This window comes from Paenibacillus sp. sgz302191 (assembly GCF_057749925.1).
In genome coordinates, this window is record NZ_JBYLHY010000010.1 from 110144 (window position 1) to 130826 (window position 20683).

Annotated in this window: 22 protein-coding genes; 8 read left to right on the plus strand and 14 right to left on the minus strand. The window is 52.5% G+C overall.

All coding sequences use genetic code 11. The annotated features are described in order from the left end of the window. Positions 1 to 7: 7 nt before the first annotated feature. Positions 8 to 271: an acyl carrier protein gene (locus AC3G2T_RS16480; protein ID WP_474681861.1), complete on the minus strand. Its 264-nt coding sequence runs from the start codon at positions 269 to 271 to the stop codon at positions 8 to 10. Between the two features lie 77 nt (positions 272 to 348). Beyond that, positions 349 to 1089 carry a beta-ketoacyl-ACP reductase gene (locus AC3G2T_RS16485; RefSeq protein WP_488436186.1) on the minus strand — a complete coding sequence of 247 codons (741 nt, stop codon included), beginning with the start codon at positions 1087 to 1089 and terminating at the stop codon, positions 349 to 351. 181 nt (positions 1090 to 1270) lie between these two features. On the opposite strand from AC3G2T_RS16485, the gene AC3G2T_RS16490 reads away from it, so the two are divergent. From AC3G2T_RS16490 to AC3G2T_RS16510, 5 genes are read left to right on the plus strand one after another with little or no spacing between them, the layout of a single operon-like run. Beyond that, positions 1271 to 2284, plus strand: coding sequence for a hypothetical protein (locus AC3G2T_RS16490; protein WP_488436187.1), 1014 nt, complete (start codon positions 1271 to 1273; stop codon positions 2282 to 2284). After that, positions 2274 to 2753 (plus strand): FAS1-like dehydratase domain-containing protein, encoded by a 480-nt coding sequence (locus AC3G2T_RS16495; protein ID WP_488436188.1) that lies wholly within the window; start codon positions 2274 to 2276, stop codon positions 2751 to 2753. The genes AC3G2T_RS16490 and AC3G2T_RS16495 overlap by 11 nt, the downstream gene beginning before the upstream one ends. Further along, positions 2750 to 3145 (plus strand): MaoC family dehydratase, encoded by a 396-nt coding sequence (locus AC3G2T_RS16500; RefSeq protein ID WP_488436189.1) that lies wholly within the window; start codon positions 2750 to 2752, stop codon positions 3143 to 3145. Before AC3G2T_RS16495 ends, AC3G2T_RS16500 begins: the two co-directional genes overlap by 4 nt. 19 nt (positions 3146 to 3164) lie before the next feature. Further along, positions 3165 to 3602: an OsmC family protein gene (locus AC3G2T_RS16505; protein WP_488436190.1), complete on the plus strand. Its 438-nt coding sequence runs from the start codon at positions 3165 to 3167 to the stop codon at positions 3600 to 3602. Between the two features lie 44 nt (positions 3603 to 3646). Beyond that, positions 3647 to 4213, plus strand: a complete 567-nt coding sequence (locus tag AC3G2T_RS16510) for a GNAT family N-acetyltransferase (RefSeq protein WP_488436191.1) — start codon at positions 3647 to 3649, stop codon at positions 4211 to 4213. A gap of 1068 nt (positions 4214 to 5281) precedes the next feature. Here the strand turns inward: AC3G2T_RS16510 and AC3G2T_RS16515 are convergent. Both AC3G2T_RS16515 and AC3G2T_RS16520 read right to left on the minus strand, forming a co-directional pair. Further along, positions 5282 to 5662: a VOC family protein gene (locus AC3G2T_RS16515; RefSeq protein WP_488436192.1), complete on the minus strand. Its 381-nt coding sequence runs from the start codon at positions 5660 to 5662 to the stop codon at positions 5282 to 5284. A 22-nt stretch (positions 5663 to 5684) separates the two neighbouring features. Further along, entirely contained in the window at positions 5685 to 6893 is a 1209-nt protein-coding gene (locus AC3G2T_RS16520; RefSeq protein WP_488436193.1) for an MFS transporter, read from the minus strand. Positions 6894 to 7092: 199 nt separating this feature from the next. Between AC3G2T_RS16520 and AC3G2T_RS16525 the strand changes: the two genes are divergently transcribed. Then, on the plus strand, positions 7093 to 7980 hold the full coding sequence (locus AC3G2T_RS16525) for a LysR family transcriptional regulator (protein WP_488436194.1): 888 nt from the start codon (positions 7093 to 7095) through the stop codon (positions 7978 to 7980). Positions 7981 to 8036: 56 nt separating this feature from the next. Here AC3G2T_RS16525 and AC3G2T_RS16530 read toward each other — a convergent pair whose 3' ends face one another. Both AC3G2T_RS16530 and AC3G2T_RS16535 read right to left on the minus strand, forming a co-directional pair. Continuing rightward, a complete protein-coding gene (locus AC3G2T_RS16530; protein ID WP_488436195.1) occupies positions 8037 to 8978 on the minus strand; it encodes an alpha/beta fold hydrolase in 942 nt (313 codons plus the stop codon). Positions 8979 to 9032: 54 nt separating this feature from the next. Further along, the gene (locus AC3G2T_RS16535) at positions 9033 to 10313 is read right to left on the minus strand and encodes an MFS transporter (RefSeq protein WP_488436196.1); all 1281 of its coding nucleotides are present in this window, start codon (positions 10311 to 10313) and stop codon (positions 9033 to 9035) included. Between the two features lie 281 nt (positions 10314 to 10594). On the opposite strand from AC3G2T_RS16535, the gene AC3G2T_RS16540 reads away from it, so the two are divergent. Both AC3G2T_RS16540 and AC3G2T_RS16545 read left to right on the plus strand, forming a co-directional pair. Next, a complete protein-coding gene (locus tag AC3G2T_RS16540; RefSeq protein WP_488436197.1) occupies positions 10595 to 11176 on the plus strand; it encodes a TetR/AcrR family transcriptional regulator in 582 nt (193 codons plus the stop codon). A 21-nt stretch (positions 11177 to 11197) separates the two neighbouring features. Continuing rightward, entirely contained in the window at positions 11198 to 11602 is a 405-nt protein-coding gene (locus AC3G2T_RS16545; protein WP_488436198.1) for a hypothetical protein, read from the plus strand. Positions 11603 to 12038: 436 nt separating this feature from the next. Here the strand turns inward: AC3G2T_RS16545 and AC3G2T_RS16550 are convergent, their stop codons facing one another. The 8 genes from AC3G2T_RS16550 to AC3G2T_RS16585 all read right to left on the minus strand — a co-directional run bounded on the left by AC3G2T_RS16550 (position 12039) and on the right by AC3G2T_RS16585 (position 20681). Continuing rightward, positions 12039 to 12536 (minus strand): DinB family protein, encoded by a 498-nt coding sequence (locus tag AC3G2T_RS16550; RefSeq protein ID WP_488436199.1) that lies wholly within the window; start codon positions 12534 to 12536, stop codon positions 12039 to 12041. 732 nt (positions 12537 to 13268) lie between these two features. Further along, a complete protein-coding gene (locus AC3G2T_RS16555; RefSeq protein WP_488436200.1) occupies positions 13269 to 14141 on the minus strand; it encodes an AraC family transcriptional regulator in 873 nt (290 codons plus the stop codon). An 88-nt stretch (positions 14142 to 14229) separates the two neighbouring features. Beyond that, a complete protein-coding gene (locus tag AC3G2T_RS16560; RefSeq protein ID WP_488436201.1) occupies positions 14230 to 14970 on the minus strand; it encodes a class I SAM-dependent methyltransferase in 741 nt (246 codons plus the stop codon). A 13-nt stretch (positions 14971 to 14983) separates the two neighbouring features. Beyond that, complete coding sequence (locus tag AC3G2T_RS16565; RefSeq protein WP_488436202.1) at positions 14984 to 15757, minus strand: ABC transporter ATP-binding protein; 774 nt, start codon at positions 15755 to 15757, stop codon at positions 14984 to 14986. Then, on the minus strand, positions 15757 to 16794 hold the full coding sequence (locus AC3G2T_RS16570; RefSeq protein WP_488436203.1) for a FecCD family ABC transporter permease: 1038 nt from the start codon (positions 16792 to 16794) through the stop codon (positions 15757 to 15759). The genes AC3G2T_RS16565 and AC3G2T_RS16570 overlap by 1 nt, the downstream gene beginning before the upstream one ends. Before the next feature lie 35 nt (positions 16795 to 16829). After that, a complete protein-coding gene (locus AC3G2T_RS16575; RefSeq protein WP_488436204.1) occupies positions 16830 to 17942 on the minus strand; it encodes an ABC transporter substrate-binding protein in 1113 nt (370 codons plus the stop codon). Positions 17943 to 18113: 171 nt separating this feature from the next. After that, positions 18114 to 19214 carry a TIGR04053 family radical SAM/SPASM domain-containing protein gene (locus tag AC3G2T_RS16580; RefSeq protein ID WP_488436205.1) on the minus strand — a complete coding sequence of 367 codons (1101 nt, stop codon included), beginning with the start codon at positions 19212 to 19214 and terminating at the stop codon, positions 18114 to 18116. A 111-nt stretch (positions 19215 to 19325) separates the two neighbouring features. After that, entirely contained in the window at positions 19326 to 20681 is a 1356-nt protein-coding gene (locus tag AC3G2T_RS16585; RefSeq protein ID WP_488436206.1) for a radical SAM protein, read from the minus strand. Positions 20682 to 20683: the final 2 nt, after the last annotated feature.

Genomic DNA, 20683 nt, shown 5'->3' on the forward strand with positions numbered 1-20683 from the left:
ATGCCGACTATGCCGTCACTTGCTTGCCGCTTAAATACGCCGTCAATTCCGCAACGTTGAAGCGCGAGATGCGGTCCAGGTCTTCGTCAGGCACCGCGATGCCGAATCGGGCTTCCAGATTGACGGCAAGTTCTACAATCGCCAGCGATTCCATTTGCAGCCCGCCTATGCCAAGCTTCGTTTCCGGATTAATTTGACTCCGCTCGGCGGGAAGGTTCAGCTTTCCTTTCAGGAACTCAAACAAAAACTGTTCAACCATGGTCTCATTCATTTCATTTTCCTCCTCCTCGATAAGGCACTGCTGTCCGAAACGGCAACACGAACATTCGCCCGTTCCGCTAAGTTCGCTTAGACGACCATACCGCCGTCCACGCGAAGTGTCTGTCCCGTCACATAGGACGCTTCGTCCGAGGCGAGAAAACGGACTGCCTTTGCGACCTCATCCGCCCGTCCCGGCCTCGCGAGCATAATGCTTCTCTCCTGCTCTTGACGCCATGCTTCGTCCCGGTCGCCGGCCATACCGGCATCAATCCAGCCCGGCGAAACCGCGTTCACGCGAATGCCGAGCGGCGCGAGCTCGCGGGCTGCCGTCTTGGTCAATCCGGCGAGCCCCGCTTTGGAGGCGGCGTAGTTCGCTTGCCCGCGGCTCCCGAGGAAGCCTGCCGCTGAAGACAAATTGACGATACTGCCCTGCCTTTGCAGCAGCATACGGCGAGATACGGAACGGATGCAGTAGAAAGCTCCGGTCAAATTGGTACGGAGGACCTCATCGAATTGGGAGTCGTCCATTCTTAACAAAAGCCCGTCCCGGATCACGGCAGCATTGTTCACCAGCACATCGATACGGCCGAAAAACTCCGTCGCCCGGCTCATCATGCGTTCCACCTCTTCCGACGATCCGACGTCCGCTTGAATTGGGAGACATTGCCGCCCCAATGCCTCGATCTCTTTTACCACTTCGCGGACAGCCGCTTCGCTTGAAGCGTAATTCAGGACCAGGTCTGCACCCGCAGAGGCAAGCTCCAGCGCAATGGCCCGCCCGATTCCCCGCGAGGCGCCCGTCACCAGGGCGATTTTTCCGTCAAGCATGGCAGTCCCTCCAAATTCTTTGTCCTTGTCTAGACTATGAGGATATATCCAAATCATTCCAATATAAAAAATAACATTTTTTGTAATTGTCCTTCACATTTCCCCATACAAATAGATCGTCCGGTATCGACCCAGCCGCCCGACTGCCGAAACCGATCTTATCATTAGGAGGTTAGCAGACATGATAAGCACACTTCCGCTTTCACCGCCGGTTATGAAAGTTGCGCAATTCCTGGATTGCAACGAACAATTGATGATGTCTTTTCTGGAGGCGAACGGTGCGCCGTTTAAATGGCTGTTTTCAGACAGCTGGAATTTTTATTACCACTCTCTTGACAGTTTCGCTTCGTCGCCGTCTCTCAAACCGCGCAGAAGCAATCTCGAAACCTACCATCAGTCCGACCTCTGGCGGAACTTGGAGCGATTTTTCCAGGTCAAAGCCATTCGCTACAAAGATGAGCCGCTGAAGCCGCTGGTCCGGGACATCGTTGGAAGAGGCACTTGTCTGTATACGATGGCACGCATGCATTTTCTGCCTTGGCACGCACTTTACGGCTCTGAGAGCTTCGGTACCCATTTCTTTGTGATCAACGGCATCGATGAGGAGACGAACCGGTTCCATATCGTCGATTGGTCGCCGCATCAAGTCGGGTGGGTAGATGCCGAAACTATCGAAAAAGGTTATGAGTACAGAGGATTTTGCTATGAATTATCGGCGCCCGTCGTACCGGTTCTGGACGAGGCACTCCTCGTTTCGCAGCTGCGCAGCTGCCTGAACCACATGCGCGGCGAGATTCGAGAGGAATATGCATCGGGTCTCAAAGGGCTGGAGCGTATGTACGAGGATGTACAGGAGATGAATCCGGATGTCGACTTTCTTGTATCTATCTGGGATCGAATGAAAGATGTGGTCGAATCGCGCGAGGGGTTTACCGAATTTATTCATTCCATGAAGGACGACGAGACGTTCTGCCGCATCCTGGACAGCCGGTTCTGCGACACGCTTTATGAGACGATCAACATGTGGTACTCCTTCCGCAACGGCGCCATGAAAGCCAAAATGACCGGTAGATCGGATATCGCCCCCCACCTTCGCAAGCTGGCGGCCATCATTGAGTTGGAGCGCGAATGCGAACGTCAGTTGGATCGTGTGCTGAAAGATTCATTATCGATTTCAGGAAAAAATGGAAAATAAAGAAGGAATGCATGTTTCCGGCGTAGAATCTCTTGTAGGTACAGTGTTCGAACCGTTCCATTGCAGTGTAGACCTTTCGGCGGTCCGCGCTTTTGCGAAGGCGATCGACGACCCGAGCCCCCTCTATTCGGACAGCGATACAGCCAAGCAATGCGGCTACCGGAATATTCCCGCACCGCCGACCTACGCATTCGTTCTCGAGATGGCGGCAGGCCCAGGCCAAGCCGAAATCTGTCGGCGGCTGGGCCTGAAACCGGCGCAAACTCTGCATGTCCGGCAATCGTTCGAATGGCATGGCGATGTGTGCGCCGGCGACGAGCTTACCGGAGTCACAAGCGTCGTCTCGGCGCTCTCCAGAAATCGGATGAAGACATTCACGCTCGAGACGGTTTGGACGAACCGCGAGTCAGGGCTTGTTCTGGTCAGCCGTTCCCAACTGGCTGAACAAGGACGGGAGGCGGGACAATGAACACGGAATCCATGGTTCGGCTTCCCACCCTCCCGCTTCCGGTCGTCAGCATGTCCCGCATCAAGGAGTATGCTCACGCATCCGGCGACTTCAATCCCATTCATACGGATCCCGACGCCGCGCGCCTGAGCGGATTTCAAGGCATCATCGCCCACGGAATGCTCGTGATGGGCATGTCCGGCCATGCCTTGACCGAATGGTTTCCCGGGCGCAAGCTCCGCTTCTGGCATGCCGCGTTCGTGGACTTCGTTTTTGCGGACGAACGGCTTTATGTCTGCGGCTCCTATCAATCCATTCCGCCGGATCGCTCCGGCGATCTGATTGAAGGCGTATGGACGGTTGCGGACGAGGCGGGGCGAATCAAACTGTCAGGCCGGTTCACCATGGCTTAAAAAAAGGAGGTAAGCGTTCATGCATACGTTTCAAGTTCAAAGCTCGATCAGCCAATTCCAGCCCCTTCTCGGGAAACTGAGCGGGTCTTCCGGCGCGCTTGACACCGGTTTCTCCCTTCCCACCGTTTGGGGCGGTGTCCCCGAGAATACGGGGACGGGCGAGCTGCTCGCCGGTGCTGCAGCTGCCTGTTATTTAATTACGACGAACATTGCTGCGAGTCAGGCCAATATCAAGCTGTCGAAGCTCGAAGTCACCGTTGAAGGCGACATGGTGTCGGACCGTTCCGGAGTGCGAATCTCCGAGCTTCGCCTATATCCCACCATTGCCGTAGACGGCAGCAAAGAACAACGCGAACAGATGCGTCAGCTTGCGAGAAGCTGTTCCTCTAATTGCGTCATTTCCAAGGCTATAGCAGGCAATGTCGGCTATATTGTTCAAGAACCGGTCATGGAATAAGCCGCATCATTGTCATACATAACACGGAGAGGGGATTAAACAGCATGCTCATGTCGATCAGGCAAACTCCGCTTGCCGCCGGCAGCGTTAAGCTCGTTCCGCTTGACATATCCCATACCGAGGCGCTGTTCGAAGCCGGCTCCGATGCCGCAATCTGGAATCACTTGCCTTTCCGCGCAGCCACGCCGGACCATATGCGCAGAATCGTCCGGCAAGCGATCGAGGATGCGGAACGGGGCCATCGCATCACCTACACGGTTATGCAGCAGGATTCCGTTATGGGCAGTACGAGCATCCTGAACCCGTCCGCCGAGCACCGCAGCTTCGAGATCGGCTTCACTTGGCTTACCCCCTCTACTTGGGGAACAGGCCTCAATCAGACCTGCAAATACTTGCTGCTCCGCCACGGTTTCGAAGATGCGGAAGCCATCCGCATCCAATTTCGCACGGCGGCGGGCAATATCCGTTCGCAGCAGGCCCTGAAAAAAATCGGAGCCGTCTGCGAAGGCACGCTGCGAAAGTCCTTCCAAGGCGCGGATATGATGTTCTTCAGCATCCTTGCGGACGAATGGCCGGCCGTCAAGGAAAAGCTGGAGCCGTTCGCCGTCTAGGCGGGGGTGGCTGCTCGCCCGGAGGACCGTCGTGTCCGCCCTGCCCTGCAAGCGCAGGGAAAACCGGTACGGGTCTGGCGGACTCGGACGCGCTGCGCGCAGCTCCCAACGTGCGGTGCTGCGCTGCATGACGGCGGTCGGTCGACCACATCCGGCCCTGCGGGTGACCGGAAATGGATGACCGGCATCGCCGGCATAGTATGAAAAACCTTGTGAATGACCAATATCACCAGCCATTCGCAGAAAAGAGACTCTCTAAAAACTTGCCCGCTGTCAGTTGAGCGCGTAAAATCAGCGAAAGTCAGGCAGTGGAACTCGCGCGCAGAGCCGGATGGCCTGGCTGCCTGGCTGCGCGGAGAAAGCCCGCAAAGTGCAAATTTTCGTTCGGTCTTACGCTGAAGACGAAACATTCCTGCATTTGTGCAGGCTTTTTGCCATTATCGAAATCCCCTGCCGCAGTCTGCCTAGATGAACGAAGAAAACCTGCAAAAATACATGAATTTGCGTCCTTGATCATTGGCCACGAAGAATTCCTGCAAAAGTGCAGGCTTTTCACCGAATACAGGGACACAGACTCACTTTCAGCAAAAATTCCTGCACTTTTGCAGGTTTTTCGCCAAAACAAGCCTATTTCGTAGGAAATACCTGCACTTTTGCAGGTTTTCTCCCTGCCAAGCCGCTTCCTGCCCAGTTATGCAGTTCCACGACCTCCATCGGGAGAGGTGCGCGTTGGAGCCGCAACTGGTTCCCCTAACACTAACAAAGTGTCGCGACTTTCGCAGTTTTCACCCCGGACCAGCCCGCCAAGCCGCCGCATGACCACCCGCCGTGCAGCACTGTATCCCGCGCCGGGCCACGGTGTTCATCGAATCTATACTTGAGCGTTACTTGGAAGACTCCTTCCGCCAGCAGTGAGAATTACCGAGTAAAATCGCTCCAGTAATCAACGGGCCGCTTCATGGCTGATCGAATTGGAATTGAGCAGTCCAAAAGGTTTTGAGCGTGTTGGCCCCATAGAGCCCGCCTTCTACTCCTTTGAACAGATTGGCGTTTTGCTACGTTAAATCGTTACTCGTAGTTGGATACTTCGATCAGATTAAGGTCTGAGTCGCGGAAATATATCGATCGGATGGTTCCCACGGCTCCTGTTCGAGTTACCGGACCTTCTTCGATCTTTACGTTGCACTGTCTCAGATGGGTTATGACATCTTGCAGCGGCGTTTCCGCGATAAAACATAAGTCGGCCGTTCCCGGCAGCGGCGTATTCGCCTTCGGCTCGAATTCTTTTCCCCGCTCATGCAGGTTGATCTTTTGCCCTCCAAAACGCAAAGCGTAGCGCAGGTCGCCAAATTGCACGACTTCCATTCCGAGCACCGTTTCATAGAACGCTGCCGTCTTTTGGATATCGCTTACTGTCAGCACCAAATGATCCAGCCGATCGATTTTCATAAAATATCCCCTTCCTTTTTCATTATCCGTGCTGGGACTGATACAGGCCGGCCGTAGACGTTTTTGAGAGCTTGGCCGCAAATATAAGTGCGATCAACAGAAATCCTATGATCATCCCCACGACCCCGCTCCACCCGAACAAAGTCCAAAATTGCCCGCCTGCTGTTCCTCCGATACTTGACCCGGCATAGTAAAAAAACAGGTAGAGCGACGAAGCCTGCGCTTTGTTGCGGAAAGCAATGCGCCCCACCCAGCCGCTGGCGACGGAGTGGCTTCCGAAGAAGCCGAACGTCAAAATCGGCAGCCCTGCAATTTTAACCCACAGGTCGGCATCTAACGTTAGACAGGCTCCCGCCATCGTAATGAGCAAAGAGAGCATCAGCACTTTGGGGAGGCCGTACTTTTGCGCCAGCTTCGCCATCCATATTGAGCTTACCATACCTACGAGAAATACGATAAAAACCCACCCGACTAACGTCTGACTTAAGGAGTACGGCGGGGCTGCCAACACGTAGCCGATGTAGTTGTACAAGGCGACGTTGCTGCCGAGGATAAGAAAACCGATGCCGAACAAGCAAAGCATACCCGGATTTTTCAAATGATGGAGCAAAGAGGCGAACAGCTTGCCGATTTCCGGCGAGCGGGAATGAAAATTGCGAGAGTTCGGCAAACTCGCCCAAAAAATCAAACTGGCCGCAAGACTGATGAAGCTTATCGCGCCCATTGCAGCATGCCAGTTGAACAAGTCCGACAACGTGGCGGCAATGATTCTGCCGCAAACGGCTCCGAGGGAATTGCCGCTAATATAAAGCCCTATCGCCCCGCCGAGGCTTTTGGGCTCAATTTCTTCCCCCAGGTAAGCCATGGCGATGGATGGAAGCCCGCCCAAGGCGATTCCCTGAACGACTCGCACCACCAGCAAAACTTCAAAAGTAGTGCTGAAAGCGGTCAAAATGGACAAAGCGGAAGCGGCCATCATCGAGATCAGCATGATAGGCTTTCGGCCCCACACTTCCGACAAGGAACCGAAAAACAGCATGCTTACCGCCAGCGATATCGTCGTCACGGAAAGAGACAGACTGGCCATTGCAGGCGTAATGTGAAACTCCTTCGTAAATTCGGGCATCAACGGCTGCGTGCTGTAAAGAATAGCAAACGTATTGAACCCGGCTGCGAAAAATGCAAAATTGGATTTTCGAAAGGCGGACGTGCCTTTTTGAATGTAACTCATCTTGGATGAAGCCTCCCCGAACTCTTTCTATTCTTGGATTGCTGCCTCCCGAAATCCTTCGCTCCATGGATGAACTTATCGGTTCTGCTCTTGACTCCATACTATCATTGACTTTTTATGATGTATAATATATTATTTTCATTATTTTAATGCGTTTGGGTAATGAATTGGACAAATGATGATCCAGAGGTGAGCATGAATGGAGTGGCAGCAGCTCGAATATTTTCAAACCCTGGCACGTTTGCAGCATATGACGCGAGCGGCGGAAACGATGTCGATCTCCCAACCGGCCCTGAGCCGTTCCATTGCCCGACTGGAAAATGAACTCGGCGTCCCTCTTTTTGAACGTCAAGGGCGCTCCATTCGCTTAAACCGGTATGGTAGCCTGTTTCTAGCGCGTGTGAATCGTATTATGAAAGAATTTCAGGAAGGTAAGCAAGAGATCCAGGAACTCGTCGATCCACAACGTGGGGAGATCTCACTCGGCTTCCTCCATACACTCGGTACGAATCTTGTTCCGGATTTAATCGGCTCTTTCCGCACGCATCATCCTAATATCAACTTTCAACTGCGGCAAAACCACTCCTACTGGCTTCTTGAGCAGCTGAAACAAGGAGAATTGGATCTCTGCCTGCTTGCTTCTTTTGAGCCTAAATCGCCGATTCAGTGGATGCCTCTATGGAGCGAGGAACTTTTTGCCATCGTTCCCAAAGGGCACCCCTTATCGAATCGAGAGAGTATTGCATTAGGCGAAATCGCAGATGAGTCGTTCATCTCTTTGAAAAAGGGCTATGCGCTCCGAATCACCACCGATCAGTTGTTTATTCAAGCGGGAATAAGCCCCAAAATAACGTTCGAGGGAGAAGAAGTAGCCACTGTCGCAGGGCTTGTCGCTGCCGGACTGGGCGTCTCGCTCCTACCCGATCTCAAAGGCTTGGATCAAAGTAAAATAGCAAAAATTCGCGTAAACTGGCCCGAATGCAGGCGCATTATCGGAATGGCCTGGGTAGAGGGCATGTACGTATCCCCCGCAGTTCTGCGCTTCAAGCAGTTTGTGACGGACCATTTTATCGGAGCGAATGAATAGGAAAAAGAGGCCGTTGCAGCGTGCCTCTTTTTTATGTTTATCTCTAGTTCCCAAAGCTAGCTTTGCCGGATGAAGTCCGCGATGAGGCGCCCGACTTCGTTCGGCGCGTCTTCCAGGCAGTAATGGCCTACGCCCGCGAGCCGATGGACGGGAGCGTTCGGGAACAGCGCGGTGAAGAGCGGCAGGAAATGCTCGGCATGGAGCGTGCGGTCGGCCTCGCCCCAGATCGCGAGCGCCGGCTTCGCGCAGATGACGCGCACCGCTGCAGCGTCGGGCGTCTCAAATCGGTGCGCGCCGGTGGCGAAGCCCTTCGCCCAGCCGATCGCACCGAGACAGTCGGCAGGGCTGGCGAAACGCGAGCCGTAAGCCGCGAGCCAGGTGCCGGTGATCAGCGCGTTGTTTTCGAAGCCGTTCAGCTTGAGCGTGCTTAAAATGTTGAAGCCGAGCTGGCCCAGAACAGTCTCGAGGGTCCCTTCCTTTTCAGCCCTCATGATCCATTGAAACCAAGGCGAGATGCCGCCATTTGCGGTCATCCTGTCGACGAGGTCAGGCTGGCCGAACGGCGTTGGCCCGTTGGTCGAGATCAGACGGCGGATGCGGTTCGGATGACGCGACGCGAGACCCATGCCTACCGGCCCGCCAAAATCGTGCATGACGAGGGTGATGTCTCGCAAGTCGAGCGCCAGGACAAACCACTCGAGATTGTCGATATGATCCTGCAGCCAGTAGCTGCGGTCCTGCGGCGTCTCGCTTTTGCCGAAGCCCATATGGTCAGGGACGATGACGCGGTAATCCTTGCTCAGCACCGGGATAAGATGCCGAAAAAGATAGCCCCACGTCGGCTCGCCGTGAAGGCAGAGAATCGTCTCGCCTTCGCGCGGCCCTTCGTCGACATAGTGCATGGCGAAGCCGGGAGCGTCAGTGAAGTGCGGAGCGAACGGAAAGCTGCCGTCGAAATCGTTCAGCTTGTCATTGTCAATAGCCGGATTTTGAGTCATTGAGCATCTCCTTTAAATGTCGTTTTTTACCAAGCCGGGAACCCGTGGGCTCCCTTATGTCAACGCTTCAGGCGTCAGATGCCGGGTGAACGCCCAGAACAATAGGGCGAGAGCGCTGATTGCCGCACCCAGCAGACACACTCCGGTCCATCCGGCCCATGCATACACGACCGTCGAGACAATCGAACCGATGGCGCTGCCGATGGAATAGAAAATCATATAACCGGCGGTAAGCCGGCTATGGGCTTCCGGGCGCACGCTGTAGATCAAGCTCTGATTTGCGACGTGTACGGCCTGCAGCCCGAGGTCGAAGGCGATAACACCGACGGTCAACGCCCATAACGAATGCATCGTCAAACCGACCGGCAGCCAGGACGCCAGCATGATGAGCAGCCCGACGCCTGTGACCCATTGACTCAAACCGCGATCCGCCAGCTGCCCCGCCCGAGCCGCCCCTAATGCACCTGCTGCCCCCGCCAGGCCAAACAACCCGATCTCCGTATGCGAAAGCGAAAGCGGCGGTTCGCTGAGAGGAAATACCATCGGAGTCCATAATATCGAGGTCGAGGTAAAAATCAGCAGAGCGATCAAAGCGCGTATGCCCAGTATCGGCTCCTCAACGAACAGCGCGAAAACCGAGCGCAATAACTGCGGATAAGAGGTTGAAACCTTCACCTTGTCGCGCGCCGGCAGCACTCGGAACAAAAGACCCGTTATGAGCAGCGTCAGCGCCGCAGAAATAAAATAAATCATACGCCAGCCGGCAAGGTCGGCCATTAAACCTGCCACAGTCCGCGCGAGCAAAATGCCGATTACGATGCCGCTAGTCACAGTCCCGACTACACGGCCGCGTTCGGCCGGTAGAGCCAGCACTGCCGAGTACGCTACAAGCACCTGCGTTACGACTGCAAGCAAACCGACTGCGGCACTGCCCGCCAACAGCAGCGTGTTGTTTGGGGCGATGCCAACTACGGTCAGTGCCAGCACGGATAGCAGCGACTGAATGACGATCAACCTGCGACGATTCAACAAATCGCCAAGCGGAACAAGCAGCAGCAGACCTAGCGCATAACCGATCTGAGTTATGGTAACAACAATGCCAACGGTCGACTGGTTGATGCCGAATTCGCTCGCCATGGCGTCGAGCAGCGGCTGGGCGTAGTAGACGTTGGCAACGGCGAGCCCGCAGGCGACCGCAAACAGCAGCGCCACCGAGCGCGGCAACGATACGGCGGAGCCTGATTCGAATGCGGCGGTCTCTTCCTGTTTCGCTTCAAGCCCGATGCCGCTGGAATTTCCGTTCGCGGTCTCCACGCTATTTTCAAGCCTCTCCATATTTTCACACTCCTCAAGTCTCGGGTTGTTCGAGCGAACCCTGCATTTATTGTGACGAGTACCTTGTTTGCCCGTAATTTCTCGCTCATTATCGCATTTGCAGCATCTCCTTTGACGATTACGTACCGAACAATATAATATACCAATCGGTACAAAATTGACATAACCAAATATAGCTCGCTCAAACGCATGATGTCAAGCATAAAGCACTGAAATTTGACATTATATCCTTTAAATAATAAGATCATAATATACTAAACGATACGAAAAGGGGATTTCATATGGTACGGCCCCGGGCATTTGACGAAGAAAATGCTTTGCATGCAGCTATGGAAATATTTTGGGAAAAAGGGTACGAAGCTACCTCATTAAGCGATTTGACGTCCGGAATGGGCATTCAACGACCTAGCATTTACGCGGCATTCGGAGATAAAAAAGAACTTTTTGAAGCCGCGCTCCGCAAATACAATCAATCCCATGCTTCCTCCGTCCGCGCCCGATTTCAAAACAGTTCATCCGTAAAAGAAGCGTTTCGCTCCTTTTTTGAAGGCATTGTGGCGGAAGTATACGAGGAAGGCCCTAACCGGGGATGTTTTTGCCTCAATGTCATGGTTGAACTTGCGCCGCATGACGCAAAATTTGAAGTGCTTACCCGGGAACATCAGATGTATCTCTCCGCAATTTTTCAAGAAGCCATTGAACGGGGCATACGAACCGGGGAGCTTGAAAAAGCTGCGAATGCAAAAACTTTGGCGCAAACAATGGTCATTTCAATGATCGGACTTACCGTATTGATGAAATCCCGACCCGAACGGTCATTTGCGGAAAATAGCGTAGCGACGATACTTACATTGCTCAAGTAAATCGGCAATGGAGAAACCCATATGCCAGAGCCGGTCGAACGTCTGACTGATTGCGCGAAAAAACCTGCAAAAATACAGTTTTTGCTCGATGGATACGCTGGCCCACGGCATATTCCTGCAATTGTGCAGGTTTGTCGACGCGAACATGGGCTCAGATGCATGTTTATAGAAAATTCCTGCACAATTGCAGGCTTTTCACCAAAACGAACCGTTTCCATGGGAAAAACCTGCACTTTCGCAGGCTTTTCTCTGCAAGCCACCTTGTCCCTTTGCTTCAGATCCCTAAAAAGGCCCTCCTCTAGGGTCGTCTCCCTTTTGGAAAGCCTCGTCCAGAACGAATTTAACTTTCGCGTACTTGCCAGTCCTCCATTAGCTATGAAAATCGGCCGTCTTCCCGGTCTCAACCTTGCTCCTCAAAATGAGTAGTCCTTGACCGAGCAGCGCCGCGATTGCAAGACAGCCTGCCAAATAGGGAAGTTGGGAAGGCGTTAACCGATGAGCATGACGCCTCCGCCAAGCGAAGCGCCGACAAGAGCTGCCCAAATAATTGGCCGAGCTGTTCAGCGCGACGGCCGGCGGCCCGTGCCGGGACTGCAGCCGCAGCAGAACATGCTGCTGCGATGCCCGCCCGGTCATGCCCCATAGGAAAAAGGGGATGAAGCCCAGCGGCCAGAGACGAATGCTGATCGGCAAATGAACATGGCCAGAGCCATGATCGCCAAAATGCCGGCCATCAACGCTCTGTGCACCGTTGATCCGCAGACTTGGGGGCGGAAAGCGTTGGCTTTGTTAGCGTGACCGTGAGCAGGCTTCGCAGAAAAAGACAATGGACAGGGCGGCTGCTCCCTGTCCATGATCTCTTTTAAGCGCGAGGCTCCTCGCCCTTATCGATCCAATCGTCGCGTGTGGGACCCAAAAGGTCCGGCACGCGCAGCCCCGCTTGACGCATCAGCACCGTCATTTGACCGCGATGATGGATTTCGTGGCGCAGCGTAAATCGCAAGGAAGCACCGTTCTGCCAGTCCTCCCCGAACATATTCACGGCCTGCACAAGCGACTCGTCCGTCCATTGACTCCGTACGGCGCGCAGGAAAGTTCGGCTCATACGGCGATACTCGCCGGCGATGGCGGCCGCTGATGAAGGCACTGCCTCATCGGCCAAGGGCTCGTCATAAGATAGCCCCAGGTAGGTCATGTAATTGTACGACAGCACGAGGTGCCAGGCGATGGAGCCAAGCGTCCGGTGCTTGTCCGTAACAGCCTGAGAGAGCGATTCATCCGTAAGCGAGTCGAGCGCTTTTTCCGTTATTGCCGATTCCATTTCGAATTCCTTTACGAACTCGTCGATACTGTTAAACATTCGCGAACACTCCTCTATTCATTTTTCCACTCACATTGCCTAGTATATCAAATAAATACTGACAAATACGGTCAGCAATTCTGACCGCGCCAAAAGTCATAACCAACGGTTTTAGCAAGCGCCTCTAAGGTAAAGCGCACTGAAAATCTGCCAACCGCGTGCTGCCGCGTTACCACGGGTAAGAAAGGGGCCTCTTTACCCGCCCTTTTTCACCGGCTCACCTGTAAACGGGTTGGTCAATCATTTGGATTCGTCCGCCTGGCGACAGACTGGAATGGGGATGTTCGGGCACATGCAGGCTGGCGGGCTCGATCTCAAGTCGGGCTGCGTCGAGCGGATGCTGTAGTTGGTTGCCATGAGCCGGCCTATTGCAGCCCTTTTGCACGATTCTGTTCGATTTTTCATTCTCATTTTTCGATTTTACGAAATCAGTACAATTTCTGTATGAAATTTCGAGCAGATTTCCACGATTCGCAAGCGGTAGCGGTTGGCAGACCGGCCCTAGACCGCCCCCCTCTCATCATGCGTGTTCAAGGGATGTCTTCTCATAGCCATAAGCTTTCCCGAGCCCTCAGACGAACGAGGTTTTTCGCAAAAAAAACCGCTCCTCGCGGGAGCGGCAGCTTATCATTCGTTCGAACCGATTGCGGTTGCGTAAAAACCCGCGACTTTGCGGCATGCATGCTGAAGTACATTTGGCGATTTCTCCGCCATTGCCGCTTCATGGATCGTTTACTTTTTACATACGGGTATCCATATTTCGCTTTTAAAAGTCGGGGACGCGACATCTTTGTTTTCGTTCCACAAAATCTCCGGCCCGTTTGTTTGTTCATAGCCCGAGGACGGAAACCATTCGGAATAAATGCGGCCCCACACCTCCTGCAGCGTACCGGGAAACGGCCCCACCGCCGTAAATACAGCCCATGACGAGGCGGGAACTTCAAGGCATGACCAACGATCAGGACACTCCTCCGTTGACGCCACGCCGATGTAATGGTCCAGCTCTCCTTGTTCATTCATCCGCCCTTCGGAAAAGTTCACGGATGCGTTTAGCAGCCCGGGTGGCGATACGTCAGACAGCTTCTTAAGATCGCTGATCGCCTCATCGTTTAAGCTTTTCCACATGGAAGCAATCTCCGGATTAACCCCATGGAATATAATGGGGACCCTTTTCTTGATGCCAATGATACGAAAAGGAGCTTTTTCTTCCATCCGATAGTTCATTTCTTCCCCTCCTTTGACAGATAGTTGAAAAGTCATCCGAAGATAAGCTTTCAAAGATTGGCCGGTCATTCTGGCCTCAGTCGGCGTAATGCCATGTACGCTTTGGAACGCTCTTGTAAAAGAGTCCGGCGAATTGTACCCGTATTTGACCGCAACGTCAATGATTCTCATGCGGCTATTGTTGAGCTCAAACGCTGCAAGCGTAAGGCGCCTGCGGCGAACGTACTCGGACAGTGTTACGCCTGCAAGCAGCGAAAACATTCTTTTAAAATGAAATTCCGAACAAAAAGCCAGCTTTGCCACTTCTTTGAAGTCAATCTCATGCGTAACATTTTCTTCGATATAGTTTAACGCCCGATTCATGTGCTCAAGCAAATTCATGCGCACCTCCTCCCTGTATATATAACATAGCAGAAGCGGCACGGCACTATCCGACTTTTCGTGCACAATTGAGCAGGGTTACATCACATTATTTCCTTGCATGCACCATGAACAGCGGTGAGGTCACGCTTTTGGAGACGGAAGTATAGCTGCCATAGCGGTTTTTGTCGTCATGGAGCCGTTTTTGGATATCCAGATCCACTTCGATGTATGTCATACCGAGTGAGAGCAAAACTTCCACATCCCACTGAGGACGATTTTTTTCGCAAATGTATAACGATTTGGCAATGACATTGCGTTCCTTCAGTTGTTCCTGGGTTTGCGTCGGATGGCATACACGCTCCCCTTTTTCATCGGCTTGCTTGAAGGCTTGGCCATAGTTGGCGTCAAAATTCAAAATACTGCCGCCGGGCGCGAGCACGCGGTACATTTCGCGATATGCTTGATGAGGGTCATGCAGCGTCCACGTCACATTGCGGGTAATAATGAAATCGAAACTTGCGTCGGGAAAACCAAGATGATGGGCATCCATCTGCCGGAAGGTGATCCCGTTATAGCCCAGATTTATTGCATTTGTCTCGGCATTTCTCAGCATCGCGGTTGAGTAATCAATGCCGGTAACGTCGCAGCCCAGGTCAGTCATAATAAAAGCAAAAAATCCGGCGCCTGTGCCCAGGTCAAGAACTCTTACAGGACCGGAATGGGGGATGCGTTCCTGAATAACTTCCGTGTATTTATGGCGCAAATCGCTTTTAAAATCGTCAAGCCGCAGCCCGCTGAATTCGTCGGCACGCCCTGTCCAATAGCTGTCAATCCGTTCTTGCATCATTCGATGCCTCCTTTCAGGCTCCGGCTATACAGTTCCTTTTCTCTTTGCCTTCTATAGCAATCATTCGAACAGGGATATCGTAAAGTTCCTCCATGTTTTTCTGCGTGATCACTGCGTCAGGCTCTCCATAATGAACAAAACTGCCATGCTTCATCACAGCCACATAATCGGCAGCTTCCAAAGCATGATCCGGGCAATGGGACGTCATCATGATTCCGACTCCCTTGTTTTTCAATGTTTTTATGACCTGCAGAAAACGAAACTGGTTGCCAAAATCCAGATGTGCGGTCGGTTCATCCAGCAGCAGTATTTGCGGTTGCTGGGTTAAAGCGGCGGCCATCATCACGAGTTGACGCTCGCCGCCTGAAATGTGGGTATACGGCTGCCCGGCCAAATGCTCGATCCCCAAAAAACTCAGATTGTCCATAGCAATCGTCATATCTCTTTTCCCCGGAGACGCCAAATAGCCAAAATGGGCCGTTCGTCCCATCATCACTACATCCAGTACGGAAAAGGGGAACGTCGGGGCATGCATCTGCGGAATGTAAGCCATACAAGAGGCCAATTGTTTGTTCGTGTAGCTTTGAACGGGCTTGTCATCGTAATACACTTGTCCTTTTGTCGGTTTGTGCTGATTGACCAAGCATTTGAGCAGCGTGCTTTTGCCTGCGCCATTGGATCCAAGAATGCACAGCACGTTTGGCGAAGTGACTTCGAATGAAATGTCATGAAATATTGGCCGGCCGTCTTTGTATTGAAAGGCGATGTTGTCCGCCCTTATTTTCATTACCAGTTCACCTTCTCCCTGAGCATGAAGTAAGCGAACAAAGGCGTGCCTACCATTGCGGTTATAACGCCCAAAGGCACTTCTACCGTTGTCAAGGCTCTGCACAAATCATCGATAAGCAGCAGATAAGAAGAGCCGAGGCAAATGCAGACAGGCAGCAGCTTTCTGAAATCAGGTCCGACCAGCATTCTTCCCAAGTGGGGAATGATCAGCCCGACCCAGCCTATTACACCTGCAATGCTGACAGCGGCGGCGGTTAACATACTGCAGCAGACAATGATCATGATTCGGTCTCGTCTGACGTCTACGCCGTAAGATTTCGCCTCTTCGTCGCCCAAACTTAATACATTCAGCCGCCAACGAAACAGCCAAATAACAACGATGCAAATAACAGACAAAGGCAGCGCTGCCAAAAGCATCGACGTGCTGACGGACGACAAGCTCCCCATCAGCCAAAATACAATCGCAGGAAGTTTGTCAAGGGGATCCGCTACAAATTTGATAAGCGAGACAAGCGCCGAAAATAAAGACCCGACAATAACCCCGCCTAAAACCAAAGTAATGGCGGAGTTTCTGGCTCTAGAGCTCAGCAAAAATGTCAAGCCTACGGAAACGAGACTAAAGATCAACGCGAAAGCTTGCACGGCCCATGAACGATTCATCAAAAGGATGGCCAAAGCAGCGCCAAATCCGGCACCGTTGGAAACGCCAAGCGTGTATGGCGACGCTAACGGATTCCGGAAAATACCCTGGAAAACAGCGCCCGACACCGCTAGCCCGGCGCCGACGAGCATGGCGGCAATGACACGCGGAAGCCGTACTTCCAGAATGATATTTTCCGTTAAAGATGCCCAGGTTTTTTCCAGAGGGAACATTTTGCTCAAAAGAATTTGGCATACTTCCCCTGCCCCGACATCATATTTTCCCATCATCAGAGATAGAACGAAAATGACTGCCGGTAGAGCGACCAAGATCACCCCCATCAGCTTGGGCATCTTGTTTCTTTCAAACTTATAACGTTTCACCGCGTTGGACATGGCGCATGGTTCTTTCCTTTCCGCAACAAATTTCGCTATTCTTTATAATCGATGCCGTAAAAGTGTTTGTAAAAATATTGCACCATCGCGCCCAGGTCCACGTCTTTAAAAGCTTCCGGATACAATGTTTTCGCCAGCCAGATTTCTCCCAAGGCCATCGATTCCGGTGCCGGATTCCCCCAAGGTTTCGTATAGTCCGGCACAATGATCAGCTTGTTGTTCTTGACCGCACTGATTTCAGCCCATGCGCTGTTTTTTCTTATTTCATCCAATACGAACAAATAGCGGCTTTGCACAAAGATGACATCGGGATTCCACTGCGCAACCTGCTCGACGCTCACCTGCTTGTATCCTTTAATCGTTTCCGCAACGTTGCGGGCGCCGGCTTTGGCCATAGCAACGCCAACATATTTGCCCGTTCCGTACGTGTACATATTCTCGTTAGCCATGTACACTTTGATTCTATCCTTCTCCGGGATTTCACGGAGGTGTTTGGATACGATAGCCCGATTGCTTACGATATAATCCCACAATTCGGAAGCTTTCTCTTTCTTGTCCGTAATTTGGCCAATAAGGGTCATCGCTTGTTTGAGTCCTTCGGTATACGCCTCGTCCGGATTGACAAGATCGGGATGTATCGTCGAAGCCTGCTCTTTATCCGCCACATATAAGGTAATGCCTACGACAGGTATGCCGAGTTGTTCAAGCTGCGCGATCGTCTTTTTCGGCACCTGGTTGGAAATAAATACGACATCAGGCTTCAAATCAGCGACAGCTTCCACATTCAAATCCGAAATGGTTCCCGGCGTTTTCAAGTTCTTGATTCCCGGAAAAACATCCCCGACATAACTGCCGAGCAAGCTTTCCCAATCGCTCATCACCCCTACGAGCTTATCTTGAGCTTGCAGTTCAAGCATAATATCCAAAGTGTGATGCTGCAGAGCAACGATTCTTTTGACATGTTGAGGAATTTCTACAGTGCGGCCCAGTTGATCGACAATGGTATAAGTTTGACGGGCGGACTCGCCGGCTTGCGCCTCGGTCTGAGGTTCTTTGGTTGTATTCGCAGCGCTGCCGCAACCGCTCAGCGAGAGCACTAGCAGCAAAGCACATACGAATAAGGTTAAAAGGGATCTGTTGGTTTTCATCTATTTTCTCCTATCTTGTAGAATCGTGCTGATATGTATTTTATAATTAAATATATTTAGTTATAAATGATATAAATCATAGATCATTATATAAAACGAGATTTATTTAGTAAACAAAAAAAGAAAAAGGCCGCCATAAGCAGTCTTTTGATAAATTTCTGTATCCATTTTTTAATAAGCCTGATTCTCCCACGCTTTCGGCACATAAGCGCAATAAGGATCGCTTTCCAAATAATCACCCGTTGCCGCATAGGCTCTGGCTCTGGAGCCGCCGCAAAGCTCCTTGAATTCGCAAACTCCGCATTTGCCCTTTAACAACGACTTGTCGCGCAGCTGCTTCAAAACGGGAGAATTGCGATAAATGTCCGTCAGTGCCTGCTCACGGACATTCCCGCAGCTTACAGGCAGGAAACCGCTAGGATAAACATCGCCGATATGGCTGATGAAGACGAAGCCATCCCCGTCATTGACCCCTTTATGCGCACGACCGAGCACATCCGCACGTTTTACGCCTGCTTGGGCTTGATTTGCTCCCAAACGCCGCTGCTCTTGCAGGAATACTCTGCGGTAATGCGGCGCTTCCGTTGCTTTGACGCCGTATGGCATGCTTTGCTGAACCCGGCATAGCCATTTCATGACATCTTCGTGCTGCGCCGGGGAAATCATATCTTTTTCCATCCCGCGACCGGTCGGCACCAGAAAAAAAACGCTCCAAAGCACCGCTCCCATCTCTTTAACCTTCTCTGCAATTGCCTCAAGATCGTGGAGATTGTACTTCGAGACCGTCGTATTCACTTGGATTGGAATTTGCAATTCCTGCAAATAATCGATGCCTCTCATCGTTAGATCGTAGGACCCCTTCGTTCCTCGAAAATGATCATGTATGTCTGCGCGCGACCCATCCAGACTGAAGGCCCAACGAGACAATCCAACCTCCTTGGCTGTTCGAATCGCTTCGCGCGTTACTTTTGGCGTTGCGCTAGGCGTCATGGAGACAGACAGCTTCTTCCGATCGATCGCATATCGGGCAAGTTCGAACAAATCGGGCCGCATTAGCGGATCTCCCCCGGTGAACACGAAAAGCGGATGGTCCATCTCCGCAATGCTGTCGATCAACCGTTTCCCTTCCTCAAACGTAAGCTGCCGGGCATCCGCCTTATACTGCGCTTCCGCCCGGCAATGCAAACATTTCAAGGCGCACGCCCGGGTTACCTCCCAAATGACGATAAACGGATTGTCGTTATAATCTCGTTCTTTGACTAAGAACGACATGTGGTCCCTCCTTTCGCGCTTTTCAAACATCATGGGTTTTATTTCAAATTCCCGGGCACCGATTTCAAAATTTTCCCGGACTTCAATGCTTGAGCCGATGTTACGGCAGGTCTAATAAGCTTCATCCCCTGATTCGCCTCCCTTGTGTCGATCTGCCTGTTTCCATAGCAGGCTCAACACTCGCTTCATTTTCCTTTTCTCATGCGGACAAGGCCGTCTTCCCGTGCGCATCCGATATAACGGACAATGGTTGCCCTGGCAGGCAGGGCGAAAAAAACAAGAGCGGCATACCGCATCCTTGTCTTCGCCCGAGCTTGTCCATAGCGATAATTTGTCCATATCGAGCTCCATACGCCCATCCTTGGACAGCCTTCCGACTTGATTTATCTCGTCATCGAATGCGACGGAGCATTTATACAGCTGTCCGTCCGCCCCAATGACAAGCGAATTAGGCTTGGCGGCATAACATACGGACCCCGAAGGCATAAGTGCGTCTGCAATCGTCTCGCTAACAGCCAGCCCTTGTTCCAAGCCGTAATCCATCATTTCCCAGAGGTGCTTATCGGACGCCGTCCTGTCACAAACGGGAATCCGATCGTCCTGTGGTCCGCCCCAACGGCCAATCGGTCTGACCAGGAGCTGAAACCGGCTGTCGCCTCCAAACCATTCGGACAACTGCTTGAGAAAACCGGGTACTTCCTCCACATTATCTGCGTCAAAGTTGACGCGAAGATCCATCGTAAACGAAGCGTCGAGGCTGCGCAGTTCCAGCAAATTTCCGATAATCGTTTCATACGTTTTCCCGCCGCCAAGCAGCCTTCTTCGCTGATCGTGAACCGCAGCAGTTCCATCCAATGTAACCATGTATCGGGTAATGTTCCGGTCCAGCAGCTGCCTCAGCCGCTCCTTGGTCAAATAATACCCGTTGGTTGACATGTCAGCCGAATAGCCGGCGCCGGTCCGCGAACAGCTTGCCATGAAGCAATCGGATAGTTCAACGATCGTGCCGGGCACAAGCAGCGGTTCGCCTCCGAACCAACTGACCGACAGATGATCGATCCGGGCCGCTGCCTCCCGGACGTAAGCCTTAAGACCGTTAATCGTCTCCCGGCTCATCGCTCCCCGGGGGAAAGATTGATAGCAATACGCACAGCGGAAATTGCATGCTTCGGTCGGCATGATCACAAGGTGCATGGATGCCGCTTCCTTCTGGGCATCGTGAAGCTGCTGCGCTTGCCGCAGCTCATCCGTCATTGCCGGCACAAGAAAGCCGGCTTCGCGCAATTCGGCCGCTAATCCCGCCGATGCCGCTATCGCTTCCCTTCCCTCAAGCAAGCGGCATGCTTCCGCTTCTTCCTCGGGCGGGACGGCCGCCATCGCTCCGGTATAGGTGTTGTAAAGCATCCTGCCTTTGCCATCGATTCGCACGCTGCGAGTAAAGCGGGAAGGAACCCAGTGATCCGACATTC